Origin of the sequence: Streptomyces sp. NBC_01426 (assembly GCF_036231985.1) — a bacterium.
Taxonomy (GTDB): domain Bacteria; phylum Actinomycetota; class Actinomycetes; order Streptomycetales; family Streptomycetaceae; genus Streptomyces.
Genome location: NZ_CP109502.1, coordinates 499121 through 513008, shown reverse-complemented (window position 1 = coordinate 513008; position 13888 = coordinate 499121). Strand labels below are relative to the sequence as shown.

General features: G+C 71.1%; 11 protein-coding genes. All 11 read left to right on the top strand.

What is annotated here, in order from left to right:
• The first annotated feature begins 65 nt into the window (after nt 1-65).
• The 11 genes from OG906_RS40925 (at nt 66) to OG906_RS40875 (ending at nt 13863) form a co-directional block, all read left to right on the top strand.
• Complete coding sequence (locus OG906_RS40925; protein WP_329449126.1) at nt 66-1220, top strand: ParA family protein; 1155 nt, start codon at nt 66-68, stop codon at nt 1218-1220.
• Nucleotides 1217-2224 carry a ParB/RepB/Spo0J family partition protein gene (locus OG906_RS40920; RefSeq protein WP_329449127.1) on the top strand — a complete coding sequence of 336 codons (1008 nt, stop codon included), beginning with the start codon at nt 1217-1219 and terminating at the stop codon, nt 2222-2224. Before OG906_RS40925 ends, OG906_RS40920 begins: the two co-directional genes overlap by 4 nt.
• Before the next feature lie 146 nt (nt 2225-2370).
• Nucleotides 2371-4017, top strand: a complete 1647-nt coding sequence (locus tag OG906_RS40915) for a DUF2637 domain-containing protein (protein WP_329449128.1) — start codon at nt 2371-2373, stop codon at nt 4015-4017.
• 513 nt (nt 4018-4530) lie between these two features.
• Nucleotides 4531-5424 carry a hypothetical protein gene (locus tag OG906_RS40910; protein WP_329449212.1) on the top strand — a complete coding sequence of 298 codons (894 nt, stop codon included), beginning with the start codon at nt 4531-4533 and terminating at the stop codon, nt 5422-5424.
• A gap of 50 nt (nt 5425-5474) precedes the next feature.
• The gene (locus OG906_RS40905) at nt 5475-5744 is read left to right on the top strand and encodes a hypothetical protein (RefSeq protein WP_329449130.1); all 270 of its coding nucleotides are present in this window, start codon (nt 5475-5477) and stop codon (nt 5742-5744) included.
• Complete coding sequence (locus OG906_RS40900; RefSeq protein WP_329449131.1) at nt 5741-6841, top strand: conjugal transfer protein; 1101 nt, start codon at nt 5741-5743, stop codon at nt 6839-6841. Before OG906_RS40905 ends, OG906_RS40900 begins: the two co-directional genes overlap by 4 nt.
• A 12-nt stretch (nt 6842-6853) precedes the next feature.
• Entirely contained in the window at nt 6854-7138 is a 285-nt protein-coding gene (locus tag OG906_RS40895) for a hypothetical protein (RefSeq protein ID WP_266976290.1), read from the top strand.
• The gene (locus tag OG906_RS40890; RefSeq protein ID WP_329449211.1) at nt 7135-7731 is read left to right on the top strand and encodes a hypothetical protein; all 597 of its coding nucleotides are present in this window, start codon (nt 7135-7137) and stop codon (nt 7729-7731) included. The genes OG906_RS40895 and OG906_RS40890 overlap by 4 nt, the downstream gene beginning before the upstream one ends.
• A gap of 14 nt (nt 7732-7745) precedes the next feature.
• The gene (locus OG906_RS40885) at nt 7746-10289 is read left to right on the top strand and encodes an ATP-binding protein (protein WP_329449210.1); all 2544 of its coding nucleotides are present in this window, start codon (nt 7746-7748) and stop codon (nt 10287-10289) included.
• Nucleotides 10286-12718 (top strand): hypothetical protein, encoded by a 2433-nt coding sequence (locus OG906_RS40880; RefSeq protein ID WP_266976296.1) that lies wholly within the window; start codon nt 10286-10288, stop codon nt 12716-12718. The genes OG906_RS40885 and OG906_RS40880 overlap by 4 nt, the downstream gene beginning before the upstream one ends.
• A gap of 8 nt (nt 12719-12726) precedes the next feature.
• A complete protein-coding gene (locus OG906_RS40875; protein WP_443067519.1) occupies nt 12727-13863 on the top strand; it encodes a C40 family peptidase in 1137 nt (378 codons plus the stop codon).
• Nucleotides 13864-13888: the final 25 nt, after the last annotated feature.

The following is a 13888-nucleotide window of genomic DNA, read 5'->3' as shown; positions in this document are numbered from 1 at the left end:
CGGGCGACACACCGCGAATTGACACCGGATCACGCTGAAGGGATCCCAGTTAGTAAGGTTGGCGCATGAGCACTCAAGGCACCCCTGTAGACCGGGAGAAAGTAGTCTCCAAACTGCCAGCCTCCATGCGGCAAGACCTCAAGGTCCGTGCTGCGATGGTCGGATGCGACATCCAGGACGCAGTGCTGGAGGGACTCAACATCTGGATGGCAGCCGACGGCCCCCGCTCACCGGTACCCACCACGGGATCAGTCCCCTTCGCCACTTTTCTGCCACAGGGAACCTGGGACCAGGTCCGCGCTGTGTGTGGAGCGTCCGGCATCACCCTGGTCCAGGGGTTGGCACAGGCAGTTCGCGCGTGGCTTCTCGCCCACCCCGCCGACTCGGCGCGAGCAGCCACCGACATCCCCCAACGAAAGGTCGTCTGCAACCAGAAGGGCGGCGTTGGGAAGACTGCTGTCTCAGCAGGAATCGCTCAGGCCTACGCCGAGCAAGGAAAGCGCGTTCTGCTGGTCGACTACGACCCGCAGGGGCACCTCACCGATCAGCTTGGCCTCGAACCCATTCCCGTGGACAAGGACCGCGACAGCCTCGCGAAGCACATGGTGAACACCAACGACGGCCCCATCTCGGACCTGTTGGTCACCATGCCGCAGACGCACTTCGGCGGCAGGCTCGTCGTTCTGCCCGCCAGTCAGGACGGATTCCTCCTCGACACCATGCTCGCGCTGTCGAAGCTGCGCACGAAGGAACCGGCACTGGAGCGCGTACTTCGTCCCTTGGAGCCTGACTTCGACGTGGTGGTGATCGACTGTCCCCCAAGCCTCGGAACGAGCATGGACGCGGCCCTGTACTACGGCCGTCGACGCGACGGTGAAGCCGTCGGTGTGTCAGGGGTCGTCGTACCGGTGCAGGCTGAAGACAGCTCCGCCACCGCCTTCACCATGCTGAGCGAGCAGATCGAATCGCTGGCGGAGGACCTTGCTCTAGACCTGGAGTACCTGGGAATCGTGGTCAACCTCTACGAAAGCCGCCGCGGCTTCGTCGCGACCTCCTCGCTCGATCAGTGGGAACGGATGGAGGACCCGCCCCTCCTCGCGGTCATCGGAGACCTCAAGGAACAGCGTGAAGCGGCCCGCGCCAAGCAACCCCTGCTCTCGTACGCCCCAGACAGTGAACAAGCGGAAACGATGCGCACCATCGCCAGGAGGATCTCGTGACCAGCAAGAGCGAACAGATCGGGGAGGGCACGGCCTTCCGGCGAGCCGGCGTCGCACGTAGTACACGTCGGAATCTGATCGACAACGTCACCGGCGACGGGGTCCCGACGTCACTCCCCCTCGATCAAGTGTGCGCCAACCCGGACAACCCCCGTGACGGGCTGACGGACCTCGACAGTCTGGCTGCCAGTCTGACCCACACCGGACAGGTCGCGGCGATCACCGTGGCCAGTGTCGATGCCTACCTGCGTGACCGTCCTACACGCGAGCCTGAGATTCCTGCCGGAGCCACTCACGTCGTCGTCGATGGAAACCGACGCCTGGCCGCAGCCCGAATCGCGGGGCTCCCGCAGATCAAGGTCTTCGTCGACGACGCCTTGGCGACGACGGACAAGGCGCTCCTCGAAGCCAGCTTCGTCGCCAACTGCCAACGAGAGGCGATGACCGATCTGGAAGAGGCCCAGGCTCTCAAGAACCTGGTGGAGTTTCACGGCTCACAGCACGAGACGGCGCGACGGATCGGCAGGTCGCAGGGGTACATCTCGCAGAGGCTGTCGCTCCTGGAACTCACACCTGAGCTTCAGGCCGACTTGGAAGGGGGGCGCCGGTTGCTGCGGCATGTCCGGGGTCTCGCGAAGGTGGCACCTGAGGAACAGCGTCGGGTCGCCGACCAGCGCGCCGAAGCCGAGCGTTTGGAGAGGGCCCAGCGGAAGCCCCGCATCCCCGCGCCTGCCGAGGCAGGCGATTACCCGGTAATCAGTGGCGGGGCTTCGCCGGCGGCCCTGAAGCCCACTGCACCGGCCGCTTCGGCAACTGCATCGACCCCGGGGGAGACGGCCACTGATTACCCGGTAATCACGCCGGACGGCTCGGCCCTCGTCTTTGAAAGCATCCGGAACGCCCTGGTCCAAGGCGTCGATCTTCAGGCTCTTGCACGTGCACTCCGTTCACACATGAAACGCGACGCCCGTCTCGCGCTGGCAGAAATGCTCATCGATGACTGACCGGCAGGCTCTACACCGTTGGCCAGCCGGGGCGATCGTGCTCTCGTCCACTCCCCCTTCATGCCGGTCCGAGGGTTGCGTCGAGCCCGCTTGAGACCGTGATCCAGATCAGCAACTCATCCTGAGGAGAGAGAGGCACAGCTCGCATGCAGCTGACTCGTACGCACCGGATACTCATCGGTGTGGTGGTCACCGGAGCCGTGGTCATCGCGGGCATCGGATTCGCGGGTTCGTACGCGGCCGTGCGCGCCCTAGCCCTGCAGAAGGGTTTCGGCAGCTTCTCGCTGGTGTTCCCCATCGGCATCGACATGGGCATCTGCGTGCTGTTGGCGCTCGACCTGCTCCTCACGTGGATCCGCATCCCCTTCCCGCTGCTACGCCAGACGGCATGGCTGCTGACCGCCGCGACGATCGCGTTCAACGGCGCGGCGGCCTGGCCGGACCCCCTCGGCGTGGGCATGCACGCCGTGATCCCGGTCCTCTTCGTCGTCACGGTCGAGGCGGCCCGGCACGCCGTGGGCCGGATCGCGGACATCACGGCCGACCGGCACATGGAAGGCGTCCGCATCACCCGCTGGCTGCTCTCTCCGATGCCCACGTTCAAGCTGTGGCGCCGGATGAAGCTCTGGGAGCTGCGGTCGTACGAGCAGGCCGTCGGGATGGAGCAGGACCGGCTGATCTACGAGGCGCGGCTCCAGGCCCGCTACGGGCGGGCCTGGCGGCGTAAGGCTCCGGTGGAGGCGCTGATGCCGCTGCGCCTGGCTCGCATCGGCGTGCCGCTCGCGCAGACCGCTTCCGCCGGCCTGACCGCAGCCGGCCTGAGCCCGGTCCTGCTCTCGCGCCCCGAGCCCGAGCCCTCGTCCGTGTCGGCTGCTGAGCCGATGTTGGTGACAGCGGCAGATGTGCCCGAGCTGCCTCCGGTCGCCCAGCCGCTCGTTGAGGAGGTCCCCGTCCTGGAAGCGGAGTCTCCGGCGGACGTCGAGGATGCGGCTCCGGAGGCCTGGGCCGCGGTACCCGAACCTGTCCTCGTCGACCTGGCGCTGGCTGGGCGGGACTTCATGGGGCAGTACGGCGCGATCCCGTCCGCGGAGCAGTTCGCGGCGTTCCTCGCGCGGGACTACGGCCTGACCGACCAGAACACCGGTGGCCTTCTGCCCGATGCCCTGCTGGAGCCGGTGCTCGCTGAACTCCAGGCGGCAGATGCCGAAGCGACCGTACTCCCGGCTCCCGTACCTGCGGTCGCGGAGCCGGTGACCGACGCGCCGGCGGCTGCGGCTCCGGCGGTCGCGGCTCCGCTCGGCGCGGGGGAGCCGCACCCCTTCTTCGGGGAACAGAGCGGCGTCCGCGGCTTGGCGAAGCCGTCCGACGAGCCCGTACGACTGCCCGCCGGAGCGGTCCCCGCGCCGACGGCCTCCGTGACCGACGCCGGCCCGGCCGTACCCGCGAGCCGTTCCTTCGAGCAGCCCGTCCTCGCCGCGCCTGCCGAGGCGGAGGGCCGGGACTGGGTGGCCGAGGTGGCCGCGTCCGGTGAGGCGACCGCCCGAGTACCGCGCCAGCAGACCGACGAGGTACCGGCCGAGGCTGACCCGATCCAGCGCGAAGTCGAGCTGGTCGCCTCCTGGCTGATGGAGGCCGAAGAGGCCGGGAAGAAGCTGTCGGGAGCTGAGGTTGCCCGGCGCCTGGAGGTCTCGCCCAAGACAGGCCAGCGCCGCGTCCTCGAAGCGAAGCAGCACCTGGAGGAGCAGCGCCGGCAGCAGGGCCGGGCACACCTCCGCTCCGTCGGCAGCAGCTGACCGACGTTCCGGTTAGGGCCGGGTGACCGGTCACCGTCCACCGCCACCGACCGGCCTGCGCAGCCGTCCCGTCGTGACCGATCGGCGCCTGGCCGAGCCGGCGGGCGGCGCCGTGACCGATGGCCGGACCCGCTGTGACCGGTCACCGAGCCCGCCCGTGACCGATTCCGGGCCCGGTGACCGGTGACCGATCTGGGCTCCATCGGTCACCGGTCATGACCGGTCCGCGTCCATCGGTCACCCGTCCGCCGCACCCCCGCGCCTGCCTTCTGGGCAAGCCTTGGCGGCACAAGCCTGAGGCTTGCCCACCCCCCAGGGAGGCTTGCCCACAGTTGCATGGACCGGTCACGAGGAGGCTTGCCCAACCCCCCACCAGGCTTGCCCAATCGGTCACGGGAGGCTTGCCCAGCCAGAGGGCAAGCCTCCCATCTGCGCTTTCAGGGCTGCGGGCAAGCCTTCGGGCAAGCCGCTCTGAGGAGAGTTCACGGCACGAGATCCGAAAGGAGACGTGCCGTGCACGACGCTTCGCACCCCGCCCCCGGCGGCGGGTACTTCGACCGGCTGAACGCCGACTGGGCCGCGCTGTGCGCGGACCCCACCCTGCGCCAGGCGGTGACCGACTGGGTGACCGATGGCCACCTGACCGACGAGCTCGCGGCCGTGACCGATTCCTGGGCCGGCTCCCTGACGCCCGAGCAGCTCCTCACCGCGCTTCGCCCGACGGCCGACGGCGTGACCGATGAGCTGACCGACGCAGTCCTGCGCGCCCTCCTGAAGCGGGCCGCCAGCCGTGACCGATCGGCCGTCCTCGCCGGCCGCGTCATCGTCCAGGCCATGCTCCCCGCCGTCTTCCGCATCACCCGCGGACAGGTCCGTACGACCGGCGGCCGCACCCGCGACGCCGTCGGTCACGTGACCGTGACCGCCCTCTACGAAGTCGCCCGCTCCGGTCGCATCCACCTCCGCCCCGGCCGGCCCGCCGCGAACCTCGCGCTGGACACACTGCGCCGGGTCCTGGCCGAGCTCGCCGCCGAGCAGGGCCCGGCGGGGGAAGACCTCACGGTCGCGGAGCAGATCGCCGACCGGTCGCCCGGCCCGTACGAGATCGCCCGCGCCCGCAGCGTCCGCGCGGCCGCCGCCCAAGCCGGCCTCCACGCCGGCCCGGCAGACGACGCCGCGAGTGCCCCGGCCCGGCTGGAGCTCCTGGAGCTCCTCCTCGACGCGGTGCGCGACGGCGCGCTGTCGACCGCGGACGCGCAGGCGCTGGCCTGGCACCACATCAGCGGCGGCATCCCGGACGCCGAGGCCGCCGCCCTCGCCGGAACCACGGCCGTCGCCTGGCAGCGCCGGCGCTCGCGGGCCCTGGCCCGCCTCACAGCATCCCTGCAGCCCGAGGCCGCGGCATGACCTGGACCACCGCCGAGGCCACCGTCCGCTCCCCCCTTTGGAGATGCGCCTTGACCACACCCGCCGCCGCGACGTCGCTGGACGCGGACGAGGAGCGCGTCACCCGCGCCCAGCGTCTGCTCGTCCACCTCGGCGCCGCACTCGTCGCCCGCCCCTTCGACCCCGGCACCCACGAGCGCCTCCGCGCCTTCCTCGACGAGGACGCCGACGCGGTCCTCGCCTCGCTCGCCGCGCTGCGCCGCCGACCGGAAGCGGAACTCCGCAACCGCATCGCCGAGCTGGCCGGTCACACCCTGCGCTCGGTCGGAGGTACGGCATGAGCCCCGCCCTCACCGGCCGCCGGAAGCCGGCCCCACCGGCCGACCCGCAGACGCCGGCCGCACAGGAGACCGAGGCCATCGAGGAGGCCGGCTGGGTCGGCGGATGGTCGACCGGCGCCCAGGCCAACTCGGCCGCGCTGCTGCGCTGGATCGTCTGGGGCCTGATCGCGCTCGGCCCCCTGCTGGGCGCGCTCGCCTACCTCTCGGTGCCCGCCACGTCCGCGTCCTCGGCGCCGAAGGCCGCCCCGCCCACACCGACCGCGAGCGGCGGCCAGGGCGCGGCCGGCTTCGCGAGCCTCTTCGTCGCCGCCTACCTGTCTGCCGGCCGCGGCGACGAGCCCAAGCTCGCCGTCTACTACCCGCAGGCCGCGAGCATGCAGCTCGACGGTGTCTCCGGCCGGCACCGGGGCGAGCAGTTGACCGTCGTCCGGCTCCGCCAGACGGACACTTCCGTCTGGGCGGTCACGGTCGCGGCCCGCGTCACCGGCGCGCAGCCGTCGCCGGCTCCGTCCACGCAACCGGGCGCAGACCCGTCGCAGTCGGCCGACGCGGTCCGCTACTTCCAGGTACCCGTGGCCACGGCGCCCGGCGCCGGGGGAGCGACCGCGTACATCGCGCTCGCGCTGCCGGCCGAGGTCGCCGCCCCCGAGCGGGCCAAGACTCCGGAGCTGGTCTACGGCGCGATGCGTCCGGCGCTGCCGACCGACCCGCGCACCCAGGCGGTCACCAGCTTCCTTAGCGCCTACCTCACGAAGGCCGGCGCCGAGCTCGACCGCTATCTGGCCCCCGGTACCCGCCTGGCAGCGCCGTCCCCGGCCCCGTACTCGGGTGTCGCGGTGGACCAGTTCGCGGTCGAGGGCGAGACCGGCGGCGAACCGGTCGTCTCCGTCCCCGGCGACGGCACCACCCTGCGCCTGCTCGTCACCCTCCGGGCGACCGGCCAGGACGGGGTGCGGCTCCCGCTCACCTACGCCCTCACCCTCAAGGCCCGCGCCGGCCGCTGGGAGACCGCCAGCCTCGACGGCGCCCCCGCCCTCACCTCACCGACTCCGGCCGCCTCCGGCGCCCCCGGTTCGACACCCACCCCCACCGCATAAGAGGAGCACGTCATGCAGGACACCATCACGCTGGCCGCGGGCTGGATCCAGACCGGCACCGGCATCGGCACCGACATCAAGGGCCTCATCTTCGACGTGGCCATCCCGGTTCTCTGCGGCATCTTCGTCGTGGTTGTGGGCTGGAAGACCAAGGCACCCGGGCCGACGATCATGGCCGTCATCTTCGCGGCGATCGTCTGGGGCCTGTCCGCCAACATGGGCGCCCTGAAAAACAAGACAACCGAGGACATCGTCCAGTACCAGAGCGGCCCCAACGCCGCCCGGAGTGACCAGTGAACGAGGCCACCGCCACTGGCGGCGAGGTGGACTTCGAGCTGATCGGCCGCTGCTACACCAAAGCCCGGCGCGCGCCGCTCGTTCACGGGGTGATCCGGGACGTCAACGGTGGCCGGGGGATCAGGCTGCCCGGCGGCCCCTACACCCTGACCCAGCTCGCCGGGATCGTCGCCACCGTCGGCGCCCTGATCCTGACCCGCCCCGTTTGGGGTGGCAACGGCTGGCTCGACGTCGCCGCCCTCCTGGCCCTGCCCGCCGCGGTGGCGTTCGTGCTGCGCCACCTGCACATCGACGGCCGCAACCCCGCGGCCGCCCTGCTGAGCATCGCCCTGATGCTGGCCACGCCCCGGCGCGGCCAGCTCCGCGGCCGCGCCTACCGGCCGACCCGGCCCACCCGCGGCGACACCCGCATCCACCTGCCCCCCGACGACGAGCCAGCCGAAGCCCCCGCCCCCGCACCGGAGCTCCGGCATCCCAGGCCCGACCGGCCCCGGCCCGCAGTACCCGCCGCCGAGCCTTCGGCACCCGCCGCGCCAGTGGCCTCGGGGGTGCAAGCCCTCCTCGCCCGCCGCGCCCCCACGAACCGCACCTGACCGCAGACCTGACGATGCGCCTGCCGATCCGACACGTCCAGAACAATTTGATCTTCACCACCCACGGCACTGTCTGGCCCGTCTGGCGCGTCACCGCGACCAACTATTCCCACGCCCCCGCCGTCGTGAAGCGACGTCGCCTCAAGGCCCTGGAAGGCCTGTTCAAGGCCATGACGGGCGAGCCGATGCTCATGTCGCTCTGCCCGCAGATCGACCCGACCGCCGTGGTGCGCGCCATGGTCGACGACATCGACCTGGAGCGCGCACCGCGCTACGAGCAGCTCGGGCACGCGGTCTTGGACCAGTTGGAGGACCTGGAGCTGACCGGCCGCACCGACTGGCTCGCCCTCCCGCTGCCCCCGCTGAACCAGAAGGACGCTCTCCTGTCGGCGTTCCGGGCTGCGCGGGCGGAAGTGTCCCTGCAGCTCGGCCTGATGCCCGCGGTCGTCACCGACGCGGAGGTGCGCCGGCGCCTGGAGCAGGCCGAGCGGATCCAGGCCCAGTGGCCGTCCGGGGTGTCGATGCGGCCGGCGTCCGAGGCGGAGATCCTGTGGATCTACGGCCACAGCGCGCGCCGGGGGCTCGCCGAGCCGTTCCTCCCGGACGGCACCGAGACCCCGGTTCGCGGCCGCGGCCGCACCGTCGCGGCGCTCGGGGAGATTCTCGTCGGCGAGGGCGGCGCCGACTTCACCGGCGGCCCCGCCCTGCCGGCCAACCCCTTCACCCGCCGGTTTCTTCAGGTGTCCAGTGAGTGGGGCGACTCCTACCAGGCCCTCCTGGCCCTCTCCGAGATGCCCGAGGCGTTCGCGCTGCCCGGCGCGGCCTACCTCCAGCAGCTCGACGACCTGGCCTACCCCGTCGACTGGACCGCCCGCCTGGTCATCGTCCCCGGCTCGAAGGCCGAACCGAAGGTCCGCAAGCGCGCCCGCCACCTCAAGGCGCAGGCGGCCGAGTACGAGGGCGACCCGGCCGGCCCGCCCGCGGCCGTCGCCCGGAACCAGGCCGACAACGAGGAGTACCACGAGCGGCTGACCGCGAACCGGCGCGAGGTGGAGATCCGCGCCATGGTCACCCTGGCCGTGTGGGGCAACAGCCCCGAGGACGCCATGGACCGGGCCGCCGCCCTCGCGAGCGACTTCGGCTCCACCGACTACACGTTCTCCCGTCCGGCCGGCGAACAGGCCAGCCTGTGGCAGGCGATGCTGCCCGGTTGCCGCACCCCCCGCGTCATGGCCGGCTACGCGCAGATCCTCCTCGCGCGGGACTTCGCGATGGCCATGCCCTGGTGCGGCTCCCAGCTCGGCGACGACCGCGGCGGCCTCTACGGTCTCCAGGTCGCCTCCGGCGGCGCCCGGCCCGTCCTGATCGATCCCGCCCGCGGCCCCCGCGAGAACGCGTCCGCGTCGATGGCCTGGCTCGGCGAGCTCGGCGCCGGCAAGTCGGTGGGCATGAAGGGCGCCGTCTACAACGTCCTCGCCCGCGGCCACCAGCTCGGCCGGCCGGGCTCCCGCGGCCGCGCCGTCATCGTCGACCGCACCACCGACCAGGAATGGGCCCGCTTCGCCAAGGCCTGCCCCGGCACCACCCAGCTCATCCGCATCGACCACACCGCCGAGGTCTCCCTCGACCCCCTGCGCCTCTACGAGAAGACCAGCCCCCAGGTCGCGGCCCGCTTCACCGAGAGCTTCCTCACGCTGCTCCTCGGCGTACGCCCGATGGACCTCGAAGGCGTCGCACTCTCCGAGGCCGTCCAGGCCGTACTGGCCCGGCCCGAACCGTCGATGCGCGCCCTGATGGACGAGCTCACCGCGCGCGGCGCAGGCGACGCCTCCGCCCAGGGCCTGGCCCGCAAGCTCGCCTCGGTCGCCCGCAAGGACCTCGCCCGCGTCGTGTTCGACGCGACCCTGCCCGTCGTCGACACCCACCGCGCGGACTCCGTCGTCTTCCTCGTCAGCGCGCTTCAGCTGCCGAAGAAGTCCGAGCTCGCCTCCGAGCACCGCATCCAGCGCCTGGAGTTCGAGAAAGTCCTGGGCCGTGCCCTGATGTACCTGATCGCCGCGGTCTCCCGCGAGACCGCGATGCGCTCCCGGGACGAATTCGCGGTCACCGTCTTCGACGAGTGCTGGTGGCTCACCTCCAGCGACGAGGGCCTGGAGCTCCTCCTGGAGCTGCTGCGCGACGGCCGCAAGCGCAACGCCGCCGCGTACGTCGGCAGCCACGACGCCAACGACATCGGCCCGTCCGACAGCGAGAAGGGCGTGATCGTCCGCGGACTCATCCCGCACCGCTTCGTCTTCCGGCAGACCAGCCGCACCCTGGCAGCCCGCTCCCTGGAGTTCCTCGGAGTGGACGCCACCGACACCGACCTCCTGGACCTGGTCACCGGCGGCCTCTCCCCGCTCGGCCTGCCCGACGACCAGCGCCGGGCACGCGCGGGGGAGTGCCTCTACCGCGACCTCGCCGGCCGCATCGGTCTCATGCGGGTCCTCATCCCCTTCGACCGGGCGATCGAGCGCGTCATCCACACCACCCCGACCAGCCGGCAGGCCGCGGCATGAAAACCCCTCCCGCCCCGTGGAAGCGGCTGCGCCTGCTCGGCACGGCCCGCCTGCGCCTCGCGCTGCTCGTGGCGGCGTTCGCCGCCACCGCCCTCACCCTGCTCACCTCCCTGCCGGCCCTCGCCGAACCGAGCCCGACACCGACCTCCTCTCCGACTCCCACTCCGGCTCCCTCCAGCGCGCCGCTCACCCCCCTGACGCCGACCACGCCCGGGGGTCGTACGCCCACCGCGGAAGAGCTCGCCGAGATCGAAAAGATCCTCGCGGACCTCCACACGTCGTTCTCGGACTCCGTGAAGGAAGGCTTCCTCAAAGCCGAGGAGGAACGGCTGCGCAAGCTCCTGCCCGACGAGGGCGGCGTCCTCGCCGTCTTCAACGTCACCGACCGCAACCGCATGCCGATCTCGGCCTACACGGTGAAATCAGACACCGGCGACCTGATGGACTGGGACCTCGGCATCGAGAACCTGATCACCGAACTGTGCTTCATGGTCACCAAGTGGGTCGTGGCGTTCTGCTGCTGGCTCATCGCCTGGGCGCTCGGATTCGGCCTCGCCAAGCTGCTCCTGACACCCGTCCTGTCCGTCGCCACCTCCCTGCACACCCAGGTCATCCTGCAGATGGGCCTCCCCAGCCTCTTCCTGTCGGTGTGCGCGCTCGTCTGCGTCGCGCGGATCTTCTTCGGCGACCGCGCCAAGGGGTGGGGGGACGCCGCCCTGTCCCTCCTCATCGCCGGCCTGACCGCCACACTCCTGTCCTCGCCCCCGCAACTCCTCCTGGGCGAGAAGGACGGCGCCGTCGCGGTCGCCCGCGGCCTGTCCCTCGAAGTCGCCGACATCATCCTCGACGCCAACCCGAACCAACGTGAAAAGAGCCTGGAGAAATCCGCCAGCAGCCGAGCCCTCTCACGCCCGCTCACCGACGCCCTCACCGACGCCTTCATCGTCAAGCCCGCCATGCTGCTCCAGTACGGGCGGATCTTCAAAGGCGACTGCGCCCAGAAGTACTCCGACACCAAACTGCGGCAGCTCGCCTACGACCGGGCGATCCAGGAACACACGCAACGTCTGAAGAAGTACGACGACTTCCGCACCTACATCGACCCCAACAGCAGCCCCGTCACGGGGTGGATGATGCCGATCGTCAACCGGTGGGCGATCGACCACTTCGGATATCAGCCGATGGATCAGTTCGAGAAGGAGTGCGTCAAGGGCGACGTCCAGAGCGCCAAGCGCGCCTCGATGGACAAGGTCGGCGGTGCGATCTTCCTCCTCATCGCCGCACTCATCGTCACCGTTCTGATCACCGGTCTCGCCGGCAGCTTCCTCGTCGCGCAGTGCCGCATCGCCTGGGACGCCGTGCGCGCCGAACCCGCCCTCGTGGCCGGCACCATCCCCGGGGCCGGACGTGCCTTCCTTTGGGACTGGGCAGCGTCAGTGCTGCACTCCCTCGGTCAGCTCCTCGCCTCGATCGTCGGCCTCGCTGTCCTCATCCTGATCATCCAGGCCGTCCTCGATCCCGTGCAGCAGGGCTGGGGCAACGAGCTCACCCTCCGATTCCTTGCCGTGGACATCGTGTGCATCGGCGCGATCAAGAAGCGCAAGGCCCTCACAGTCCGCTCCAAGCAAGTCGCGGCGAACTGGCGCGCGAAGATGTCCGCAGCCCGCGTCGGCGGGACCCACGGCTCCGCCTTCACCCCGTCCTCCACCCCGGTCGCGAAGAACCAGAGCATCGCCCGAAAGATCACGCGCGGAGCGGTCCGCACCGCGATGGTCGGCGTATCCCTCGCCACGGGAAACCCGATCGCGGCCCTCGGCTACGCCACGTCCTCCAGCGTCTCCACCGTCGCCCTCATGAACAGGATCCAGGGCAGGGCCAACCGGCCGGCCAGGCCCGCAGGCCACCAGCCCAACCCGCCTCAGCCTCCCAACCCGCCTCACCTCCCACCGAATCCGCCGAACCCTCCGCAGCCCCCCAATCCGCCGCAGCCGCCGACGATCCCGCCGCAGCCGCCCCACCCTCCGCGGCCGCCGCACCCGCCGCGGCCGACCAACCCGCCCGGGGGACCGGCGCCCACCCCCACCGGCAGCACGGCGCCCACCATCTCCAATCAGCTGCCCGGCGGTCCGATGCACCAGCGGTCCGCCGGCAACCAGGCCACCACCATCCCGAACCAGCCCAGTCCGCAGGCCGCTCCGTCGACTCAAGCCACGGCGCAGCAGTCCCGGCCCCGCCACCCGGTGCCGACTCAGCCGGCGGCCTCGCCGCGCCAGCAGCAGCTGCGACAGCGCCTGGACCGAGGCAGCCAGCGCCAACCCGCCACCCGCCGCGTCACCAACGTGACCCCGCCACGGCCCAGTGACTCCACCCTCAACCGCAACGAGGAGCGCGAGCTGAGGCGCCGTCGCCGCCAGCGGGGCCGTTCATGAAGAAGGGAATCAAACGGTGGCTGGCCGTCACCGCCGGGCTGATGGGGCTGGGGCTCCTGATGCTCGCGGGGATCGCCGCCCACGTCGCCGGCCTCGGCCAGAGCGAGGCCGAGGCCGCGGCCACCCGCTGCACGCCCGGGCAAGGCGGCGCCGACGCCGACACCGCCCACATGGCACGCCAGGTCACGGCCATGCTCAACGGAGGCGGCAACGTCACGGTCTCCGGCCTGTCCCTGCCCAGGGAGCAGCTCCCCAACGCGAAGATCATCGTCGCCACGGGAGTACAGAAGAAGTTCCCCGCCCGCGGGCAGATCGTCGCACTCGCCACCGCCCTGCAGGAATCAGACCTGCGCAACCTCGACCACGGAGACCGCGACTCCCTGGGCCTGTTCCAACAACGCCCCTCACAGGGCTGGGGAACCCGCGAGCAGATCCTGAACCCGGTCTACGCCTCCGAACGGTTCTACGACGCGCTGGCCCAGCTCACCGACTGGCAGAACATGCCGATAACCGTCGCCGCGCAAAAGGTCCAGCGCTCCGGCTACCCCGACGCCTACGCGAAACACGAGCCCCTCGCCACCGCTCTGCAGCAGGCCATCGCCCCAACCCTCGGCGGGACCACCGGCGTAGCCGCCCCCACCATCCCCGGGGCTGGCGGCCTCGCGCCGGCCGCGTGCACCGTCCAGGCGGCAGTCGACTTCGGGGACATCCCGCCCGGCACCGTGCCCGAGGGATACCAGATTCCGGCGAGCGCCCCACCCCAGGTACAAACCGCGATCCGCTGGGCGCTCGGCCAGGTCGGCACCATGTACCAGTGGGGAGGCAGCTGCACCAACCCCCACGGCGACAACCCCGCCGAACGCTGCGACTGCTCATCCCTGACTCAGCGGTCCTACGGCGTCGCCGGAATGGAGATCACTCGCACCACCTACACCCAGATCCACGACGGACGCGCCGTCCCGGCCGACGCCATCGCCCCCGGAGACCTGCTCTTCGCCCGCGGCTCGGCATCCGCCCCCGAACACGTCGCCATGGCCATCGGCTACGGCTACGTCGTCCACGCACCCAGAACCGGCCGTCCCGTGACGGTGGTCAAGCAAACCGACCTGGGACCAATCCTCGTCGTCCGGCGCATCGTTTCATGACCTCCCCCTTCGACCACGTACCCAT

What these genes read in the sequence shown, in the direction of transcription:
- OG906_RS40900 (WP_329449131.1), top strand. Translation starts at nt 5,741, where the DNA reads ATGAGCCCCGCCCTCACCGGCCGCCGGAAGCCGGCCCCACCGGCCGAC.
- OG906_RS40885 (WP_329449210.1), top strand. Translation starts at nt 7,746, where the DNA reads ATGCGCCTGCCGATCCGACACGTCCAGAACAATTTGATCTTCACCACC.
- OG906_RS40895 (WP_266976290.1), top strand. Translation starts at nt 6,854, where the DNA reads ATGCAGGACACCATCACGCTGGCCGCGGGCTGGATCCAGACCGGCACC.
- OG906_RS40880 (WP_266976296.1), top strand. Translation starts at nt 10,286, where the DNA reads ATGAAAACCCCTCCCGCCCCGTGGAAGCGGCTGCGCCTGCTCGGCACG.
- OG906_RS40925 (WP_329449126.1), top strand. Translation starts at nt 66, where the DNA reads ATGAGCACTCAAGGCACCCCTGTAGACCGGGAGAAAGTAGTCTCCAAA.
- OG906_RS40915 (WP_329449128.1), top strand. Translation starts at nt 2,371, where the DNA reads ATGCAGCTGACTCGTACGCACCGGATACTCATCGGTGTGGTGGTCACC.